Annotated in this window: 20 protein-coding genes; 7 read left to right on the top strand and 13 right to left on the bottom strand. The window is 41.4% G+C overall.

Annotated features, from left to right (window positions below):
- Positions 1 to 19: 19 nt before the first annotated feature.
- Positions 20 to 625 carry a ribonuclease HII gene (locus tag H9Y05_RS05905; RefSeq protein ID WP_216713750.1) on the bottom strand — a complete coding sequence of 202 codons (606 nt, stop codon included), beginning with the start codon at positions 623 to 625 and terminating at the stop codon, positions 20 to 22.
- Positions 626 to 720: 95 nt separating this feature from the next.
- Here H9Y05_RS05905 and H9Y05_RS05900 point away from each other — a divergent pair, with 95 nt between their 5' ends.
- Positions 721 to 1,083 (top strand): hypothetical protein, encoded by a 363-nt coding sequence (locus H9Y05_RS05900; RefSeq protein WP_163490238.1) that lies wholly within the window; start codon positions 721 to 723, stop codon positions 1,081 to 1,083.
- A 262-nt stretch (positions 1,084 to 1,345) separates the two neighbouring features.
- On the opposite strand, the gene ahcY is transcribed toward H9Y05_RS05900, so the two are convergent.
- Positions 1,346 to 2,659, bottom strand: a complete 1,314-nt coding sequence (gene ahcY / locus H9Y05_RS05895; protein ID WP_163490239.1) for an adenosylhomocysteinase — start codon at positions 2,657 to 2,659, stop codon at positions 1,346 to 1,348.
- Between the two features lie 113 nt (positions 2,660 to 2,772).
- On the opposite strand from ahcY, the gene H9Y05_RS05890 reads away from it, so the two are divergent.
- Entirely contained in the window at positions 2,773 to 4,050 is a 1,278-nt protein-coding gene (locus tag H9Y05_RS05890; protein WP_163490240.1) for an RCC1 domain-containing protein, read from the top strand.
- Here H9Y05_RS05890 and hxpB read toward each other — a convergent pair.
- Entirely contained in the window at positions 4,040 to 4,702 is a 663-nt protein-coding gene (gene hxpB / locus H9Y05_RS05885) for a hexitol phosphatase HxpB (protein ID WP_216713749.1), read from the bottom strand. The two genes, H9Y05_RS05890 and hxpB, sit on opposite strands and share 11 nt — an antisense overlap.
- A gap of 122 nt (positions 4,703 to 4,824) precedes the next feature.
- On the opposite strand from hxpB, the gene H9Y05_RS05880 reads away from it, so the two are divergent.
- Complete coding sequence (locus tag H9Y05_RS05880) at positions 4,825 to 5,508, top strand: DUF4476 domain-containing protein (RefSeq protein WP_216713748.1); 684 nt, start codon at positions 4,825 to 4,827, stop codon at positions 5,506 to 5,508.
- A gap of 54 nt (positions 5,509 to 5,562) precedes the next feature.
- On the opposite strand, the gene H9Y05_RS05875 is transcribed toward H9Y05_RS05880, so the two are convergent.
- Genes H9Y05_RS05875 through pyrE form a run of 3 tightly spaced genes read right to left on the bottom strand, consistent with a single transcriptional unit; the run spans position 5,563 to position 7,027 of the window.
- A complete protein-coding gene (locus H9Y05_RS05875) occupies positions 5,563 to 5,982 on the bottom strand; it encodes an NUDIX domain-containing protein (RefSeq protein WP_216713747.1) in 420 nt (139 codons plus the stop codon).
- 3 nt (positions 5,983 to 5,985) lie between these two features.
- Complete coding sequence (locus H9Y05_RS05870) at positions 5,986 to 6,384, bottom strand: hypothetical protein (RefSeq protein WP_163490244.1); 399 nt, start codon at positions 6,382 to 6,384, stop codon at positions 5,986 to 5,988.
- A 1-nt stretch (position 6,385) separates the two neighbouring features.
- The gene (pyrE, locus tag H9Y05_RS05865) at positions 6,386 to 7,027 is read right to left on the bottom strand and encodes an orotate phosphoribosyltransferase (protein ID WP_163490245.1); all 642 of its coding nucleotides are present in this window, start codon (positions 7,025 to 7,027) and stop codon (positions 6,386 to 6,388) included.
- Positions 7,028 to 7,035: 8 nt separating this feature from the next.
- On the opposite strand from pyrE, the gene H9Y05_RS05860 reads away from it, so the two are divergent.
- From H9Y05_RS05860 to H9Y05_RS05850, 3 genes are read left to right on the top strand one after another with little or no spacing between them, the layout of a single operon-like run.
- Entirely contained in the window at positions 7,036 to 7,680 is a 645-nt protein-coding gene (locus H9Y05_RS05860; protein ID WP_163490246.1) for an NUDIX hydrolase, read from the top strand.
- Between the two features lie 59 nt (positions 7,681 to 7,739).
- Entirely contained in the window at positions 7,740 to 8,993 is a 1,254-nt protein-coding gene (locus H9Y05_RS05855; RefSeq protein WP_235992144.1) for an LETM1-related biofilm-associated protein, read from the top strand.
- Positions 8,994 to 9,030: 37 nt separating this feature from the next.
- Positions 9,031 to 9,333: a hypothetical protein gene (locus H9Y05_RS05850; RefSeq protein WP_163490248.1), complete on the top strand. Its 303-nt coding sequence runs from the start codon at positions 9,031 to 9,033 to the stop codon at positions 9,331 to 9,333.
- 39 nt (positions 9,334 to 9,372) lie between these two features.
- On the opposite strand, the gene H9Y05_RS05845 is transcribed toward H9Y05_RS05850, so the two are convergent.
- The 7 genes from H9Y05_RS05845 to H9Y05_RS05815 form a co-directional block, all read right to left on the bottom strand.
- Positions 9,373 to 10,386, bottom strand: a complete 1,014-nt coding sequence (locus H9Y05_RS05845) for a sodium:calcium antiporter (protein WP_163490249.1) — start codon at positions 10,384 to 10,386, stop codon at positions 9,373 to 9,375.
- Positions 10,387 to 10,644: 258 nt separating this feature from the next.
- Positions 10,645 to 11,907 carry a Fe-S cluster assembly protein SufD gene (gene sufD, locus H9Y05_RS05840; RefSeq protein WP_216713746.1) on the bottom strand — a complete coding sequence of 421 codons (1,263 nt, stop codon included), beginning with the start codon at positions 11,905 to 11,907 and terminating at the stop codon, positions 10,645 to 10,647.
- A gap of 27 nt (positions 11,908 to 11,934) precedes the next feature.
- Entirely contained in the window at positions 11,935 to 12,693 is a 759-nt protein-coding gene (gene sufC, locus H9Y05_RS05835; protein WP_163490251.1) for a Fe-S cluster assembly ATPase SufC, read from the bottom strand.
- A gap of 76 nt (positions 12,694 to 12,769) precedes the next feature.
- A complete protein-coding gene (gene sufB, locus H9Y05_RS05830) occupies positions 12,770 to 14,215 on the bottom strand; it encodes a Fe-S cluster assembly protein SufB (protein WP_163490252.1) in 1,446 nt (481 codons plus the stop codon).
- Between the two features lie 42 nt (positions 14,216 to 14,257).
- Entirely contained in the window at positions 14,258 to 14,581 is a 324-nt protein-coding gene (locus H9Y05_RS05825) for a HesB/IscA family protein (RefSeq protein WP_163490253.1), read from the bottom strand.
- A gap of 146 nt (positions 14,582 to 14,727) precedes the next feature.
- A complete protein-coding gene (locus tag H9Y05_RS05820) occupies positions 14,728 to 16,056 on the bottom strand; it encodes a M28 family metallopeptidase (protein WP_163490254.1) in 1,329 nt (442 codons plus the stop codon).
- On the bottom strand, positions 16,016 to 16,858 hold the full coding sequence (locus H9Y05_RS05815; RefSeq protein WP_216713745.1) for a hypothetical protein: 843 nt from the start codon (positions 16,856 to 16,858) through the stop codon (positions 16,016 to 16,018). Before H9Y05_RS05815 ends, H9Y05_RS05820 begins: the two co-directional genes overlap by 41 nt.
- A gap of 171 nt (positions 16,859 to 17,029) precedes the next feature.
- On the opposite strand from H9Y05_RS05815, the gene H9Y05_RS05810 reads away from it, so the two are divergent.
- Entirely contained in the window at positions 17,030 to 17,617 is a 588-nt protein-coding gene (locus H9Y05_RS05810; RefSeq protein ID WP_163490256.1) for a thymidine kinase, read from the top strand.
- The last annotated feature ends 52 nt before the right edge of the window (positions 17,618 to 17,669 follow it).

Below are 17,669 nucleotides of genomic sequence, written 5' to 3'. Positions count from 1 at the left end.
GATTGTTAGAGGGCTGCAATTATTCAAATAAATTCAACTGCGTGGGAGCAAGGAGTGTAAAACTCATTCGGTGAAAAGGAGTAACGCCATATTGTTCAATCCCGCTGCGGTGTGCTTTGGTCGGATAACCTTTGTTTTGATCCCAGCCGTAGACTGGAAACTGCTCGTGTAATGCATTCATCAGGTCGTCGCGGTATGTTTTTGCAAGGACAGAAGCTGCGGCAATGTTCATGAATCTTCCGTCTCCTTTGATCATGCACAGGTGAGGGATTCCGGGGTAGGGGATAAACCGGTTTCCGTCGATGAGCAGCTGTTCCGGCCTGACATCCAGTTGATCGACTGCTTGGTGCATGGCTTTGAAGCTTGCTTTGAGAATATTGATTTCGTCTATTTCTGTATTGTCAATGATTCCGACAGCCCAGGCAATTGCTTGTTCTTCGATAATGGGACGTAAGGCATACCGTTGTTTATCTGTCATTTTCTTGGAGTCATTCAGCAGGGCATGTGAAAAATCTTCCGGTAAAATCACAGCTGCTGCAACAACCGGACCGGCCAAACAACCCCTTCCGGCCTCATCACATCCTGCTTCGATAATTCCTTTTGTATGACAAACTTGTAACGACATTTTCAGGCAAATTTTTATGCTAATATAATTTATTGTTGTATATTGGTACAACTTTTGGATGTATAAAAGCGTCTTAAAAATAAAATACATAGAAAATGAAAACAATCGTTTCAACTCTCTTCATCGTTTTTGCTTTCCATTTTGCTTTCGGACAAAATACGGCATTCGTTAAAGCTCCTTCCGATTTGACTTCCATCAAGGAAACAGGAAAAGGGTATATCACGTTACCGGAACGGCTAACAAAAGAAGAAGTTCAGAGTAAGGCAAAGTATTATACACTTTATTTTACGGTTGACTTTGATGAAAAGAGCAAAGTAGCAACCATTAATATGGTGGATAACAATGAACGCTCACGCGCTATTATTGTACGTTTTCTTGCAGGATGTGAAGTTCAAAACGTTACCGTCGGAAGCGAAACAATTAACCGCGACCTGGTGTTTGAAAAATACTTGAAGTAATTAATTACACATACGAATTGTGATGGAGGAGCTTGTTAAAAGCTCCTTTTTTATTTTCCGCTAAAACGCCCCGATTAATTTCCCGGTACATTCTATACAATAAAATCCAACCGGACAGATGAAATAAAGAGTAACGCAGCACTCAAAAACAAATGTAGCGTAAGAAATTTCTTTTGGAGAGATTGGGGAGTGTTTAATAAGATGATCATAAAATGAAAAAGGAGGGCAACCGCCCTCCTTTCCTAAATCAATCAATTATTGATTAATATCTGTAGTGTTCAGCCTTGTACGGACCTTCCACGTTCACACCGATGTAATTTGCCTGATCTTCTGTCAATGTTTCCAATTCAACACCGATCTTAGCAAGGTGCAGTTTCGCAACTTTTTCATCCAGGTGCTTCGGCAACATGTATACATCATTTCCGTATGCAGCTGCGTTTGTCCACAACTCTAATTGCGCCAATGTCTGGTTCGTAAATGAGTTAGACATTACGAAAGAAGGGTGTCCTGTCGCACATCCTAAGTTTACCAAACGACCTTCAGCCAGGATGATTACCTCTTTTCCGTTTACGTTGTAGATATCCACTTGCGGTTTCACTTCCACTTTTGTAGATCCGTATGTTTTGTTCAACCATGCCATATCGATTTCATTGTCGAAGTGTCCGATATTACAAACGATTGTCTTGTCTTTCATTTTTTCAAAATGACGTCCGACAACGATGTCTTTGTTTCCTGTTGTTGTTACAACGATATCTACATTGTGAACAACAGAATCCAGTTTTCTCACTTCAAATCCGTCCATTGCAGCCTGTAACGCACAGATCGGGTCGATTTCCGTAACGATTACACGAGCTCCGGCTCCTTTCAAAGAAGCAGCAGAACCTTTACCAACGTCACCGTATCCGCAAACAACCGCTACTTTTCCTGCCAACATCACATCTGTTGCACGACGGATAGAGTCAACCAATGATTCTTTACATCCGTACTTGTTATCAAATTTAGACTTGGTAACAGAGTCATTTACGTTAATTGCAGGCATTACCAATGTTCCGTTTTTCACACGCTCATACAAACGGTGAACACCTGTTGTTGTTTCTTCAGAAAGACCTTTGATGTCTTTTGTCAATTCAGGGAAACGGTCAAACACCATGTTTGTCAAATCTCCTCCGTCATCCAGAATCATGTTCAATGGTTTTCCGTCTTCAAATGCAAACAATGTCTGCTCAATACACCAGTCGAACTCTTGCTCGTTCATTCCTTTCCATGCGAAAACAGGAATTCCCGCAGCAGCGATTGCAGCAGCAGCATGATCTTGTGTTGAGAAAATGTTACAAGAAGACCAGGTTACTTCCGCGCCCAATTCCACCAATGTTTCAATTAATACAGCAGTTTGAATGGTCATGTGCAAACATCCTGCAATACGTGCTCCGGCCAATGGCTTGGATGCACCGTACTCTGCTCTCAGTGACATTAATCCGGGCATTTCCGCCTCTGCCAGTTTGATTTCTTTTCTTCCCCATTCAGCCAGGCTGATGTCTTTTACCTTGTAAGCCAATTTTTCTGTTGTATTACTCATATTCAATTTCTTTATTTCAAATTTTTCTGATGCAAAGTTACAAAGTTCCTTTGGTTTAAAAAAATTGTTTTACGATATCTGTTCTGTATCTTTGAAATGCAAAAAAGAAATACATGACAAAGACAATAACGATGCTTATCTGGTGCGTCGGATATTTGACCACAATTTATTCCCAACAAATAGATGGAGGAAACGGACATGCACTTATTCTTGACAAAAACGGACACGTATGGGCAATCGGAAGAAATAATTACGGACAGCTTGGTGACAGTACACGAATCAATTCGTCTACACCGAAAAAAGTAAAGGATCTTTCCGATATTCAAGCGATCTCAAGAGGGTATGATCACAGTATCGCAATTGATAAAAAAGGAGATATGTACTTGTGGGGACGGAATAATTACGGGCAAATCGGAGAGCACTTACTGAGCGACCAGCTTCAACCCTATAAATTACCCAATCATACAAATTTTATAGCAGCAGAAGGAGGATACTGGCATACAGTAGCTTTGAAAAAAGATGGAAGTGTCTGGTCATGGGGACATAATTTTTATGGGGAATTGGGTACCGGAAACAGAGAACACACGGAATACCCGGTCCGTGTATTGCAAAAAGAAGAATCACGGATTTCAGAATTGCAATCTGTGATTAAAATTGCTGCTGTTGGTTGTCATACACTGGCACTGAAACGAGATGGTTCTGTTTGGGGGTGGGGGACCAATACGTTTGGTGAAATCGGTGACGGAACAGAAAAAAACCAACCCTATGCGCAACGAATCAACGGGCTACCCGGAATGCAAGAAATTGCTGTTGGCTGGCACCATTCTGTCGGCTTGGACAGTAACGGAGTTGTTTGGATCTGGGGATCGGATCCTGCATTTCAATATGGCGAAAGAACGGAAAAACAGTATCAAACTCCCGTGAAGCTGGAGAGGTATCCGAAATTCAAAAAAATAGCGTGCGGGAGCTGGCACTCTCTGGCCATTGATGAAAACAATGAAGTCTGGGGATGGGGTAAAAATCACTACGGGATGCTGGGACTGAACGACACCATCAGCCGGTCATTACCTGTAAAAATCCCATCATTGAAGAATATTGTTGATATAGGTGGAGGATGCTTTCAATCCATTGCTGTGGACCTTTCCGGGAAAATATTTACGTTTGGTGACAACCCTTCCGGTCAGTTAGGTATAGGAAACAATGAACGATGCTATGCTCCCGAACTGATGAACGTCGATATGAACGGAACGCTGACAGAACTAAAACAAAAAAAAACCAAAGTTGATGTTGAAAAGACGATTAAATATACACTTTTCGCATTGAGTGTGCTGCTTAACGGTCTGTTTATTTTCTTGCTGATAAAAAAGAAGCGCCGTATGATCAACGGCTGATTTCCAGGAAAAATTCCATCATGGAGTCATAGCGGTAATCCGCCACAATTAATTTCGGCTCCGGATGGTGGGTTTTTTCGGGGATGCAGACTACACTCATTTTTGCAGCTTTCCCGGCGATAATACCATTCAACGAATCTTCGATCACCAGGCATTTTACCGGATGCACACCCAGCTTATCCGCCACCGTCAGGTAAACGGCGGGATGGGGTTTCCCATAGTGCTCATGCTCAGCGGAATGTACGAAGTGAAATGCATCTTCCAGATTCAATGTCTGTAGAACTGCCGCCATCAGAATGGAATAGGAAGAAGTTCCCAGTCCGATGCGTTTTTCGGAATGCTTTAAAAAATTCAATGTTTCGACTACACCTGTCAGCGGTTTCCCGTTTTCCTCGATTAACGTAATCATCCGTTGAATAATGCGATTTTCCACTTCTTTTTGCGTTGCTCCCCCCCATCCGACGTGATTGTACCAGTATGCGACAACTTCATCGATCCGCATGCCGGATGTTTTTTGGAAATCCTGTTTGACCAGATTGCAACCAACTTCCCGGAACGTTTCTTCCATGGCAATTTTCCACAAAGGTTCAGAATCAATGAGAACACCATCCATATCAAAGATCACAGCATCGTATTTTTCCAGGGAAACCATCTATTTTTTGGCACAAAAATAGGCATTATCAACCAGATCGTATGTTAAGGAACGACAAACAAATGTTGGCATTATTTTTAGATTGTATATTTGTTACCAATTAAAACGATAAATTAAAGATCATGAGAATCATTTTTACATTTCTAATCGCGGTTGTGCTGCATTTTTCAGGAAGTGCGTCCGAGTTGTATATTCGTGTGAATGCCAGTGGAGAATACTTTGCTTCGGTTTCCACTCAGACACATTACAATGCAAATAATATCTTCAAATTCTCTGACCTTCCGGGAGGAATTGCGACCATACAGGTGTTTAACAGGATGACAAATGCGATCCTGTACAATGGGAGTTTATCGTTGAAAAATAATGAGCGGATTGTTGCTCAGATTGATGGATTCGGGCAATTGACAATTATCCAGCGGGTACAAATTCAGGAACTGAACTGGTATACCACTATTGCAAATACAGATGGATATCCGAATAACCCATACCCCAACCCGACGAATCCATATCCGGGCAATCAGGCAGGAAATGCGGAGGTTTTTCAAAAATTCATGACCTCCCTGAAAAATGAATCGATTGACGGGAACAAATTGACAATGGCAAAAAGTTTTGTAAAATCGAATTCACTGTCAGCAGATCAGATTGCACAGATCAGCAGACAACTTTCATTTGACAGCAACCGGCTTGAATTTGCAAAATATGCATACGATTATTGTTTTGACAAATCCAATTATTTTTTGCTGAAAGATACGTTCTCATTCAGTTCCAACTACAATAACCTGTTGAAATACATTGAATCGAAATAAAATCAGAAGGCAGAATCAAAAACAAATGAAAAATAAATGCCCTTCGGATACATTCTAAAGGGCATTTTTAATTGTTTCTTCAATGATAAGCCGGTGGTCAAATGCCAATGGGGGCAAGTCGTCTAGTGGAAACCAATGAACAGATTTGGCATCATCCCGTGCTTTTGCTACTGTTGTTTCATCTACCGTTCCGCTGAAAACGATTGACACCGTATGTCCCCTCGGATCACGTCCCGGTTGACCGTATGCCTTTACCTGCCGGAGAGATGGAATGTGAACAGACGTTTCTTCCAGGAGTTCCCGTTTGGCGGCATCTTCCAGGTCTTCTCCCGGATCGACAAAACCTCCGGGCAATGCCCAGCAATTCTTAAATGGTTCTTTCAGGCGCTCAATGAGCAAGATTTCCCGGGTTCCGTTGACCGTTCGAAAAAGCAGTACATCGACGGTAACAAAAATAGACGGAAGAAAATTCATTGTTTATGCAAAGTGCTGCTGTAATTTGTTGGACATGTAGTTGAACAGGTTCGTCAACGGTTTTTCAACCATCATTTTTAAGAACATGTTAACCTCTCCGTCAAACGCAATGAAACCGTTTGATTGTTCGCCGATCTGATCAATGTGAATCGTCAGATTAAAAGGAAACGGAGATTTCTCTCCGGATTTCAAAAATAATTTATTGGGTTCTTCACCACCGTTCTGCACAAGCGTAATGGTAACGCCACCCTGTACTTTAAAGGAGCACTCAGATTCTGTTGCCTTAAAATCGGAAATATTATCCTTCGGCAACAGGTGCACCAGGTTGTTGGAATCTTTCAGGAAGTTATAAATGATCGATGGTGTCGCATTTACGTCCACCTTTGTACTTTCTATTTTCATACTATTGCATCCATTGAGAAGGATTGATTTTCCACTCCTTCAGTGATTCGACATCATCCTTTGAGATATAGGTATCGTGCAGTGCCTTTTCAAGCAACACGTCATAATTCGTCAGTGTAACAAACGGGCATTTTGCTTCTTTAAAGTTGTTTTCAGCCACCTCAAACCCGTATGTAAAAATCGCAACCAGTCCTTTCACATCCAGTTTCGCTTCACGTAACGCCTCAACAGCTTTTAAACTGCTTCCTCCGGTGGAAATCAGGTCTTCAATCACAATTACTTTTTGTCCTTCTTCAAAGTGCCCTTCAATCTGATTTCCCATTCCATGCCCTTTCGGAGAACTCCGGACATAGATAAACGGCAATCCGAGTTCTTCGGCAACCAGGGCACCCTGTGCAATACCTCCTGTAGCCACTCCGGCAATCACATCCGGCTTTCCGAAATGATCCAGGATTAAATCACTGTAATTTTGGCGGATAAATGTGCGGATATTTGGATAAGAGAGTGTTACTCGGTTGTCACAATAGATGGGAGACTTCCACCCGGAAGCCCACGTAAAAGGATTTTTCGGCTGCAGCTTTACAGCTTTGATTTGTAACAAAAATTCTGCTACTTTTACAGCCCTATCGTTATTCAAAATCATAGCGACAAATGTACAAAGTTTTTGTTGAAAATAGACCGATAATTATTTGCGAAAAAAACACCTTCGCATTTGACAGCAAACTATTGTTTTCCGAGAGCATTCACTCCATTGAAAAAGATGTATTTCCTCTTTTTGAAAAAAACTCTCCCAAGACCCCGATTGTTTTACTGACCACGTCTCCGGAAACAGAATTTAAACGCTTGTTTGCAAAATATGCCATGATCTATGCAGCCGGCGGTATTGTCAGAAAAGGAGAAGAGTTTTTGTTTATTAAACGCTTTGGAAAGTGGGACATTCCGAAGGGAAAGTTAACGAAGACAGAAGACCCGCAAACGGGAGCTATTCGGGAAATAGAGGAAGAATGCGGAATTTCCGGTCCTGTGATAGAACAATTTATTTGTGAAACTTACCACACGTATCGGGATAACCACAAAGGAAAAAACAAATTAACCCTGAAAAAAACATCCTGGTACGGAATGACTTATTCTGGTGATGAGGTGTTAATTCCACAGGAAGAAGAAGGAATTACCAAGGTGAAATGGTTTAAAAAGTCCAAACTGGATAAAATCCGTTCCAACACCTATGAATCGATCCTGGAAGTGATGGACAGTTACTTTGGAACAACAGAAGATATTTTACCGAAAAAGAGATAATTAGATAGCGCAGCTGTAAATATAAGTCCTAAATTTGCAACGGAAAAAGTTAGAAACACATGTTGTTACCAGGCTCTAAGGGGTGGATAAACAAGTACTTTTCTTTGATTGAAGAGGGAGAAGTATCTTTGAACTATGCGCACATGAATGGAATTACTGCTCAGCATCATTTGCACTTGTTGAGCGGGAAAACAGGAATTGTTTTCGGATATGCCTCCCGGTTTTTGTTTTTTAACAAGGAGGACAGTTCAAGATGGACAGATGATGAAAAACTGAAGTTTTTGTTGTTTGAAACATTGTTGTTGGTCTATATTCAAAAAAACGGAACCCCACCAACCCTAAAAGCGGATTTTATCGATTCATTGTATACCTATTATTCAAAATACAACAGCAAAAGCATTCAAAGCTGGCTTTTGTTCTGGGTAAAAGAAGATAAGATTACACGGCTGGAAAATATTTTTTCAAAACGCATTGATGTCTCAAAGGGAATTTTTGACAACCGCTGGTGGTTTAAAACCATGAGCAATGTGTTTGTCTACCTGGATGTCATTTTGTTTGACCGCTTTTTGAATGATGACGATCACGAAGCATTACGAAGTTACTCAGAATACGCATACAATTCACTGATCGCTATTTTGCTGGCAGCCGGTTCGGATGGTTTGGTCGATGAAAAAGAACAATCCATGTTCAACGTATTCCTTTCTTCTGCTAACCTGGAAGGAGAATACAAAGAAAATGCGTTGTACCACCTCAAGCATGGTGCAGGATATGCTTCCTTTACGGATCTACCGAAAAATGACAAACTGTTCTGCCGGTTTTTACTCGATTTATCGCTGCTGACCATCTTTGGAAATCATGAGGTTGAAGAAACGGAAATGGAGTTTATCAATGGCTTGTCGCGGGAACTGGAATTGGAAGATTATGACATGGAGGAATCCATGGCAATCATTGAACATTTCCTGCTGTACAGCGATATAAAAAACAGTTTTCTCAGCAATAAAAATGTATATGAGAAAGTGTACGGAAGCCTTTCCTCCCGGTGGACAAAGGTGATTCTCAGAAATAAAGATAAACTGGCGGTAGAACTTTCTCAAAGCAAAGAACTTGTTGGCCTGATCAAAAAATCTGCTACGCAGGAACTGACTTCCGAAGAAAAGGAAAAAGTTAAAATGCAATTTATGGACATTGTAAAATCCATGCCTGCCCTCGCGATCTTTATGCTTCCCGGAGGAGCGATTTTGTTGCCGTTGATCTTGAAAGTACTTCCCACATTGATTCCTTCTGCATTCCGGGATAATGAAGTAGATAAATAAGGGAGGTATTCCGGATGAGGGGGGTAAAATATCGGAAATGAAGAATGAATCACACATTGCAGTAGCCACAATTGTTGGCTTACCGGACACATTGATCCGATCTGAACAGGTTGATTTATTTGCTGAGCTGAGTGCTTATCTCAATGAGCTTGTCCTTTCCGATTTTAATCAACTGGTTTCTATTTTGTACCGCATGGATGTTTCGGAATCAAAAGTAAGGGCCGCCCTTGCAGATGCATCCGGAACGGTTTCTGCCGGAGAAATCATCGCTCGCTTATTGATTGAGCGGGAACAGGAGAAGATGGAGTGGAGAAGAAAATTCAGAGACGGGGAGTTGTAGGCGAAAAAGTATTTTTTAAACGGAATTCAGTTATTCATCTCAGGCAACAATTGTTATACAGATGATTCCAATTATGTAAATAATGAAGGCAAACCAGGAATCGATTCCCATACCCAGTATTCGTTTTTTGGGTTTTAAAAGTATCCCGATTAAGTAGATACAGGTTAAAATAATTGATAATGCTGTCAGGTAGATATCCGAATGCCCTGCGTCCGGGAGTAAGGTGTTGTGATTGATAATGGAAGCGATAAGGAATAATACCGGAAGGAATGCATTTCCTCCAAATATATCGCTTATAATGGGTTGGTAGCTTTTCTGTTTGATAAAAGCCAGGCCTCCGGATATTTCAGGTAAACTTGTGACAAATGCCAATATGGTTGCACCAAAAATAACACCGTCTATATGATAGTGATTGGCCAGCGCATCACTTGTGACTCCAAGCAAGTAACCAAAAATGAGGATACATGTACTCAAAACAGCGAGTAAAATCAGCGCTTTTGTCGGTGTAAGTTGAATGCCAATTACTTTTTCGTTGATCTCTGTTGCGGGAGGAGTACCGATTGTCTTTTTTCCTTTATGAAGTAAGTACAAGCTAAGCAGCCAAAAGATAAAAATAAAGATTTCAGCAACTGGAAAATCAGGACTGATTTTGGTTTTGTTGAACTGTGTGCCCATAATAACGAAAGCCAAAATCGAAACTAAAAAAACGCCTTGTAAAATAGAAACGGGATGTCCGACCAGCGTGGAAAACGGTCGCTGTTCATTTTTTCCGGAAGCAAAATCAAACAGGCTCAGTAAGATTGTTTGCAATGCAATACCACCTAAAATATTTCCGATCGCCAGAGAGGTATCCTGCTGTAAAACACCCTGCACAACAATTGCAAGTTCAGGAAGATTTGTAGCAATAGACAAAATGATTGTACCACCAAAAGCTGCACCTAACTTAAATCTGTCATCAACATAATCAACAATGTCTGAAAGCTTGTTTGAGCAATACCAAATGATGATACCTGACACGCAAAATAAGGATATATTTAGCAGTAAACTATCCATAAACGGGAAATTAAAAACAAATCAAAAATAACAATTGTTTGGTTCACAAACCATCAAGCAGAGAATAAGTTTGCGAATATCTCCCATTGCAGAGTCGTAAATGTAACCAACAAGACGTATGATTATACGTTGCGTTTTTTTTGCGGATGACGCCGCCAGATTGGTGAAAAGTAGTAAATAAATTACTTCTGAAAAAGATAGGTATGAAAAGAACAGAACAGGATGTCAGGTACCTGCACACCCTGTTGCTTTCCTGGTTTAAAAATCCCACCCGAATCGTTCGTGTAATGCAGCATGTACATATTCCACAACGGATTCGTTGTCAATTTTATCAATTACATCTCCGATGAATGCCGTGACCATTAATGCCTTGGCTGATTTTTCAGAAATTCCGCGTGCACGCAGGTAATAAACAGCATCTTCGTCCAACTGTCCGGTTGTTGAGCCGTGCGAACATTTCACATCGTCTGCATAAATTTCCAGTTCCGGTTTCGAATTGACCGAAGCAGTATCGGACAACAATACATTTCCGTTGGATTGGTATGCGTTGATTTTTTGCGCATCTTTCCGAACAAAAACTTTTCCGTTGAATACCGCTGTTGCGCTTTCATCAACGACACCTTTGTACAGTTCGTTGGATTCACAATTCGGCTTCAAATGGTCAACCGTTGTGTGGTTATCTACGTGCTGATTTCCTTTCAGAACATACGTTCCGTTGAGGTGTGTTTCCACATTTTCCCCTTCCACGTCGATGAACAGGTCATTGCGAACCAATCCTCCGTTCAGTGTAATGGTATTGATCTTGAAATTGGAATGTGCAGCTTGTTTGACGTGCTCCGTTGAGATATGGAAGTTTCCTTCCGTTTCATTTTGTAATTTATCAAACGACAGGGTTGCATTTTCTTCTACGAAAATTTCCGTCACGTTGTTTGAAAACGATTCAGTTGCATTCCCGGCCAGGAACACCTGTACGATTTCAGCTTCTGAAAAACGTTCACTTACGATCACATTTCGTGTTGTGGCAATAGTATGCTCTCCCGTTAAAACGTGAACGATCTGAATTGGTTTTTCAACGATGGTCTTTGCCTTCAGATGCACGTATGCTCCATCTGTTGCATGAAGCGTATTCAATGCAGGAAAAACAGCAGTATCTACGCGTACATTTTTTCCCAATAATTCAGTTGCTTCAGTTGCTGATGATAATGCGGTGATCGTTACTCCTTCAGGGCTCTCTGATGAAGACAACTCCTGGTTGTAGAATCCATTGACGAAAACAATGGTATAGGCATCTGCAACAGGAAGGTGCAAGGTTCCGATGATTCCTTCCTTTGCGGTGAATGATTTAGTGGCAATTTTAGCAACGCGTGTGTACTTCCAGCGCTCGTTTCTTGTTGTCGGGAAATCAAGTGTGGAAAGCGTATTTTCCGCTGTTTTCAATATGTTTTCACGAAACGGGAGACGTGTTTTTGGCAACCCCTCTCTGAATTTCGCGATTTTGCTTTCTTGAATAACTTCAGTCATTGTGTATTTCTTTTTGGAAAACCGTTCTTAAACCGTTTCTCCCAATTCAGCTTTAATCCAGTCGTACCCTTTTTCCTCCAACTCCAACGCCAATTCTTTCGGCCCGGATTTTACAATTTTTCCATTGTAAAGTACGTGCACAAAATCAGGAACGATGTAATCCAGCAAGCGCTGATAATGTGTAATGACAATCGTTGCATTCTGATCACTTTTCAAGGCATTCACACCCCCCGCAACAATCCGCAGTGCATCAATGTCCAACCCGGAATCTGTTTCATCCAGAATGGCCAGTTTCGGTTCCAGCATGGCCATTTGGAAAATTTCATTTCGTTTCTTTTCTCCTCCGGAAAATCCTTCATTCACGGAACGGTTCGCCAGTTTAGAGTCCAGTTCCACCAACTTTGATTTTTCTTTTACCATTGCCATGAAATCCTTTGCAGAAACAGCTTCTTCTCCTCTGTATTCGCGAATTTCATTCAACGCTGTGCGCAGGAAATTGATATTGGAAACACCCGGAATTTCTACCGGATACTGAAACGCTAAAAACAACCCTTCACGTGCACGATCCTCCGTACTCAATTCCAATAAATCTGTACCGTTAAAATCAACGGATCCTGCTGTAATTTCATATTCTTCACGTCCTGCCAGAACAGATGCCAACGTAGATTTCCCGGCACCGTTTGGCCCCATAATCGCATGTACTTCTCCCGCTTTTACTTCCAGGTTCAATCCTTTTAATATCTCTTTGCCATCAATAGAGGCGTGTAAGTTTTCTATTTTAATCATATGTTGCAAATTACAAATTGCAGATTCGTTGATGCCTGCAACCTGAGTTTATTTCTTATTTTTCCTTCAAAATTAATTACCCAACCGAGTTTTCCAGGCTGATAGCCAACAACTTCTGTGCTTCCACAGCAAATTCCATCGGCAATTGATTCAATACATCTTTGCAATACCCATTCACGATCAGGCTGATTGCCTTTTCTTCTGAAATACCACGTTGCAAACAATAGAAAATCTGGTCTTCACCGATTTTTGACGTCGTTGCTTCATGCTCAATTTTCGCGGTACTGTTTTTACATTCAATGTACGGAAAAGTGTGCGCGCCGCATTCATCTGTCATCAGCAGTGAATCACACTGAGAAAAATTGCGGGCGTTTTCCGCTCCTTTGTGAATCTGAACTAGTCCGCGGTAAGAGTTTTGTGATTTTCCTGCAGAGATTCCTTTCGAAATGATGGTACTTTTCGTGTTTTTCCCCAGGTGAATCATTTTTGTACCTGTATCTGCCTGTTGGAAATTATTGGTAACGGCAACGGAATAAAATTCACCTACCGAATGGTCTCCTTTCAGAATACAAGACGGATACTTCCAGGTAACTGCTGATCCGGTTTCAACCTGTGTCCAGGAAATTTTGGAATTGCGTTCGCACATTCCGCGTTTCGTTACGAAGTTAAAGACACCTCCTTTCCCTTCTTTGTCTCCCGGATACCAGTTTTGAACTGTTGAATACTTGATTTCTGCATTTTCGAGTGCAATCAGCTCAACAACTGCTGCGTGTAGCTGATTTTCATCCCGCTGCGGAGCAGTACAACCTTCCAGGTAAGAAACATAAGAACCTTCGTCTGCAACAACCAATGTGCGCTCAAACTGTCCGGTCCCTCCTTCATTGATCCGGAAATAAGTAGACAATTCCATCGGGCATCTTACTCCCTTTGGAATATAACAAAATGAACCGTCAGTGAATACAGCTGAGTTTAATGCCGCGTAGAAATTGTCTGTTGTCGGAACAACTGTCCCCATATATTTTTTCACCAAATCCGGGTATTCCTGAACGGCATCGGAGAATGAACAGAAAATGATTCCCAGTTCTTTTAGCTTTTCTTTGAATGAAGTAGCAACAGAAACAGAGTCCATAACGAAATCAACGGCTACGCCTGTAAGACGCTTTTGTTCTTCCATTGAAATCCCCAGTTTTTTCATGGTTTCTTTCAATTCCGGATCCACGTCATCCCACGACTCGTATTTTTTTGTTTGTTTCGGCGCCGCATAATAGGTAATTGCCTGAAAGTCGGGTTTTTCATACCTTACATGCGCCCACTCAGGCTCAGTCATCCCCTGCCAGATTTTGAACGCATTCAAACGGTATTCCAATAACCATTCAGGTTCATTTTTTTTCGAAGAAATCAACCGGATGATGTCTTCATTTAACCCTTTTGGCGCCTTATCTGACTCTATATCTGTTGTAAAACCAAATTTATATTCCTGGTTCTTCAGATCTTCAGCTAATTCATTTTCTGTATATCCCATACTACATTTATCAGTGAAGCACGTTTGCTTCTTTTTCAACTCTTAGAGAGAAAACGACTCTCCACAACCGCACGTACGTTCTGCATTCGGGTTTGAAAAAATAAACCCCTTACCGTTCAAACCACCTGAAAAATCAAGTGTAGTTCCAACGAGGTAGAGAAAACTTTTTTTATCCACAACAACCTTGATTCCGTTGTCCTCAAAACTTTTATCGTTTTCTGTTTCCTGATTGTCAAACGTTAATTGATAGCGCAAACCGGAGCATCCGCCACCTTCTACGCCGACACGGATGAAATACCCATCCTTTCCGTCTTCGCTCATCAAACGAATCGCTTGATTTTTAGCGTTTTCTGTAACCGTAATCATAACCCCTCTAATATCTAATTATTTAGATTAAATATAAATAACCGTAAAATTCACCACAAAAATACCTTTTTTGTGGTATATGAACAAAGAAAAATAGATTTATTTTTTGCGTGCGCGAGATTACGGCGCAGGAGAGAGCAGATCGGTTACTTCTTCTTCTTACCGATTTTTACAGTATCTAACCGCTCGATGAAAGTAGCAAGAAGTGTTGTCAGGTCATTGACTTCCGCAAAGGACAAATTTTCGAATGTGTCGGAGGTGTCATGATAGTGGCGGTTTAATCCCATTGTATAAATGAAAAATGAAGGAACGCCGGCATCTGTAAACCAATAATGATCGGAATTGGCTGCGTATCCCCTCGATTTGATTTGGGTCAGCAGTTGTTTTTCTTCATTGATAGCTGTCAACAGGTCAAAATGCTCCAGGAAAACACTTCCATTGACGACCGTAACACCATCTTCACCGCTCCCGAAGATGTCCAGATTCAGCAGGAAGGAAATTTCTTTGAGTGGTTTGACAGGGTTTTCAACATAGTACTTGGAGCCAAGCAGTCCGATTTCCTCACCTGCAAAAGCAATAAACAGGATGTTATAATCAACAGGGTGCTGACGGAAATAATTGGCAAGAGCAATCAACATGGCTGTCCCGCTGGCATTGTCATTCGCCCCCGGGAAATAGGTTTCCTGTCCCAGTCGCCCCAGGTGATCATAGTGGGCAGTGAAGACAATGGTTTTTTTTGTGTTTTTGGCGGAAGGAAGGTATCCGATGACATTTTTTGTACGGTGTTCTTTGTTTAGAACCGCATCCAGTTTTACCTGTATAGGAGTGCCATCTGCGATCGCTGACTGCAATTCAAAGATCGGATGGGCGAGTTGTTTATCGGCAACTGACCAGACAAAGTTTTTATCTGTAATGATAATGACGGGGACAAATTGTACCAGTTCGTATTGAAAATCTTTAATGATTTTAAAGGTGTCCGGGTGTACATTTCTAAAATCAATCGCGATGCTGTTACAGGTTTCTCCGGACATCGCTTGCTGCAGTTTCTCAATCACCTTGTCGGCATCTAAAATAGTAGATGCGGGAAGGATGGTATACTTTAGCAGTCCGTCATAAGAAGGAGACGCGGGATCAACAATAATGTCTTTGCCGACTACCAGCTTCTGTCCGTTGGCGAAAAACTCCGCTTTTCCGGGGAACGTATTTACCGGGAAGGAAAAATACTGGAAATAGCCGGGGGTCAGGTTGTGGAGTCCGGCCTTTTGAAACTCAGAGGCAATGTATTCCGCAGCAATCGAATCGCCACCATTGACATACCCCCTCCCGTGAAATTCGGGAGAACACAATTGCTTGACAACCCGTTTTGCATCTTCTACCTGTGCAAAAGAACTGACAGCAGCGATTAAAAAAATAATAAGAACGCCAAACGTTAGTTTATGCGTAACGGCGACAGAGTTTTTGTATAAATTCTTCAACGGTTTCACTTTCAATATCCCAATTAAACTTTCCGGCAAGGTTTTCCACGTAATCAGCAGCTTCTGAAAGGTTAGAGCGAGCGTCCAGGTGCTTGATCGACTCCGAAAAAGATTCACTTGAACCATCAAAAAGTTCGTTAATATACAATAACCGTTCATTTAATCCAAACGATCCGATCAGTGACGGAAGTGAATTAAACCCAATCTGGTTGCGGATTTCACGCTCTACCTCAAAAACTTTATGGACAAATGCGGAACTTTCCGGCGAGCTAATTTCTTCTGCTACAAAACGATCCTCCGGAATTACAGCTGGTTCGGTTGGCTCTGAATCCGGTTCTTCATAGGTGGATTCCGGCGCTTCATTTTTTAATAAATCGGTTGTTTCGGAAGAGAAAAAATCAGTTGCAGGTGCTTCGGTTGTTGGTTCTTCAGGAATTTCCGGTTCCGGGGAACTAAAAAAATCAAATTCAATTTCCGGCTCGGTTTCTTTTTCTTCGGTAAAAACATTATCTGAAAATTCAAGTGAATCGATTCGCTCCGAAGAAATTATTTCTTCATGTGCTTCCTGAGCTTCGATCACCGGGGCGATTTCTTCAACCAAAGGTGCTTCGGAAACAGCAATCTGAACGGAAGAGTGGTGCTCAAATGCTTTGTAACGAAGTACAATTGTCCGTTCGTATAATTCACGAACCAGGTCTAAATGTGCTTCTATCGATAACAAGTCAAGTGCCCCTGCCTCTAATTGATTCAAATTTGATTCAATTTTTTTAATCAGCTCTTTTTGAGAAAGATATTCTGCCATAATCCTTTTGATTTTTCAACATTTCGGTAAAGTTGCCAACGAAGCACGTATTTTTTGCTCCGGAATAACGACTTTTATGGTGTAAAAATAACCAGATATAATTACTTCGGGGTAATGGCGGGTAAATTTTATGGTAAACGGATTGTTAATAACTGTCAAGAGTAAAGAAATATGTTTTTAGAGCAATTTCCGGGAGGAGGACGAACAAACGGGTGGATAGAAGTAATTTGCGGATCTATGTTTTCCGGTAAAACGGAAGAATTAATCCGTCGCCTGAAACGGGCGGAATTTGCCAATCAGCAATTGATCCTGTTCAAACCGGCAATTGACAACCGGTACAGCGAAGATAAAGTTGTAAGTCACCAGGGAAGCGATTTTCAGGCAGTTGTGGTCAACCATTCTTCGGAGTTGTTAAAAAAGTGGAACGGTGAGCAAGTTGTGGCGGTTGATGAAGCACAATTTTTTGACGCGGGAATAGTTGCTGCAGTAAGCCAGCTGGCAAGAAACGGTGTGCGTGTTATCATTGCAGGGCTCGACATGGACTACAAAGGAATGCCGTTCGGGCCGATTCCACATCTACTGGCAGTTGCCGAATATGTTACAAAGGTGCATGCTATTTGTGTTGAATGCGGGAATCTGGCTCAGTTTTCACATCGTACGGCAGCAGAAAAAGAACAGGTATTGGTGGGTGCAGTTGAGAAATACAAACCGCTTTGCAGAACGTGTTTTAATAAAGTAAACGGGGGAGTAACGGAATAACCAGGTTATACAATGGTCAACTTTGACCGTTTATAAATTAAGCGAATTTATT

It is taken from the genome of Taishania pollutisoli, assembly GCF_014518315.1.
Classification (GTDB): Bacteria; Bacteroidota; Bacteroidia; order Flavobacteriales_D; family Crocinitomicaceae; genus Taishania; species Taishania pollutisoli.
Note: the sequence above shows the minus strand (reverse complement) of the source record. Positions and strands in the feature narration are given on the sequence as shown.

Bases quoted from the DNA above. Each gene is read 5' to 3' on its own strand.
- H9Y05_RS05905 (WP_216713750.1), bottom strand. From the start codon at position 625: ATGTCGTTACAAGTTTGTCATACAAAAGGAATTATCGAAGCAGGATGT.
- H9Y05_RS05900 (WP_163490238.1), top strand. From the start codon at position 721: ATGAAAACAATCGTTTCAACTCTCTTCATCGTTTTTGCTTTCCATTTT.
- ahcY (WP_163490239.1), bottom strand. From the start codon at position 2,659: ATGAGTAATACAACAGAAAAATTGGCTTACAAGGTAAAAGACATCAGC.
- H9Y05_RS05890 (WP_163490240.1), top strand. From the start codon at position 2,773: ATGACAAAGACAATAACGATGCTTATCTGGTGCGTCGGATATTTGACC.
- hxpB (WP_216713749.1), bottom strand. From the start codon at position 4,702: ATGGTTTCCCTGGAAAAATACGATGCTGTGATCTTTGATATGGATGGT.
- H9Y05_RS05880 (WP_216713748.1), top strand. From the start codon at position 4,825: ATGAGAATCATTTTTACATTTCTAATCGCGGTTGTGCTGCATTTTTCA.
- H9Y05_RS05875 (WP_216713747.1), bottom strand. From the start codon at position 5,982: ATGAATTTTCTTCCGTCTATTTTTGTTACCGTCGATGTACTGCTTTTT.
- H9Y05_RS05870 (WP_163490244.1), bottom strand. From the start codon at position 6,384: ATGAAAATAGAAAGTACAAAGGTGGACGTAAATGCGACACCATCGATC.
- pyrE (WP_163490245.1), bottom strand. From the start codon at position 7,027: ATGATTTTGAATAACGATAGGGCTGTAAAAGTAGCAGAATTTTTGTTA.
- H9Y05_RS05860 (WP_163490246.1), top strand. From the start codon at position 7,036: ATGTACAAAGTTTTTGTTGAAAATAGACCGATAATTATTTGCGAAAAA.
- H9Y05_RS05855 (WP_235992144.1), top strand. From the start codon at position 7,740: ATGTTGTTACCAGGCTCTAAGGGGTGGATAAACAAGTACTTTTCTTTG.
- H9Y05_RS05850 (WP_163490248.1), top strand. From the start codon at position 9,031: ATGAAGAATGAATCACACATTGCAGTAGCCACAATTGTTGGCTTACCG.
- H9Y05_RS05845 (WP_163490249.1), bottom strand. From the start codon at position 10,386: ATGGATAGTTTACTGCTAAATATATCCTTATTTTGCGTGTCAGGTATC.
- sufD (WP_216713746.1), bottom strand. From the start codon at position 11,907: ATGACTGAAGTTATTCAAGAAAGCAAAATCGCGAAATTCAGAGAGGGG.
- sufC (WP_163490251.1), bottom strand. From the start codon at position 12,693: ATGATTAAAATAGAAAACTTACACGCCTCTATTGATGGCAAAGAGATA.
- sufB (WP_163490252.1), bottom strand. From the start codon at position 14,215: ATGGGATATACAGAAAATGAATTAGCTGAAGATCTGAAGAACCAGGAA.
- H9Y05_RS05825 (WP_163490253.1), bottom strand. From the start codon at position 14,581: ATGATTACGGTTACAGAAAACGCTAAAAATCAAGCGATTCGTTTGATG.
- H9Y05_RS05815 (WP_216713745.1), bottom strand. From the start codon at position 16,858: ATGGCAGAATATCTTTCTCAAAAAGAGCTGATTAAAAAAATTGAATCA.
- H9Y05_RS05810 (WP_163490256.1), top strand. From the start codon at position 17,030: ATGTTTTTAGAGCAATTTCCGGGAGGAGGACGAACAAACGGGTGGATA.